Origin of the sequence: Scandinavium hiltneri (assembly GCF_024764835.1) — a bacterium.
Classification (GTDB): Bacteria; Pseudomonadota; Gammaproteobacteria; order Enterobacterales; family Enterobacteriaceae; genus Scandinavium; species Scandinavium hiltneri.
In genome coordinates this window covers 1-479 of record NZ_JALIGE010000043.1, presented here as the reverse complement: position 1 = coordinate 479, position 479 = coordinate 1, and the positions used below count along the sequence as shown (strand labels likewise).

1 protein-coding gene is annotated in these 479 nt (G+C 59.1%); it reads right to left on the bottom strand.

Annotation, left to right across the window (positions count from 1 at the left end; all coding sequences use genetic code 11):
* Positions 1 to 479: MFS transporter (locus MUU47_RS00200; RefSeq protein ID WP_258986123.1), on the bottom strand; the 479-nt coding region annotated here is incomplete at both ends.

The window sequence follows — 479 nt, the reverse complement described above, 5'->3', positions numbered from 1 at the left end:
GGATATAGTTGTAGCAGAAGAAGGCGAATGCGGTGACCAGGATGATCGGCTGCTTCAGGTAGTAGCCCAGCCCGTGCGCGGCATTGCTCAGCTCTTCTTCGGCGCTGTGGGTTTCTTCCTTCATCTGGTTAATCAGCGCAAGTTCTTTATCGCTGACGCGTTTGCTTTTCGCCGGGTTATCCGCCACCACGAAGAACCACACCAGCATCCAGACGATGCCGATCGAGCAGATGATCATAAACGCCGGTCGCCAGCCGAACGCCAACGCCAGGTAGCCGACGATCGGCCCGGCGACGGCACCGCCCAAAGGGGAACCGGCACTGAGCAGGCCCATGGCGGTCGCCGCCTGTTTCTTCGGGAACCAGCCGTTGATCATTTTATTGGCGGAGGCGCAGATTGGCCCTTCGGCCATGCCGAACAGCACGCGCAGGATCAGCATGGAATAGAAGCCGGTGGCTAATGCCGTCATGCCGCAGAAA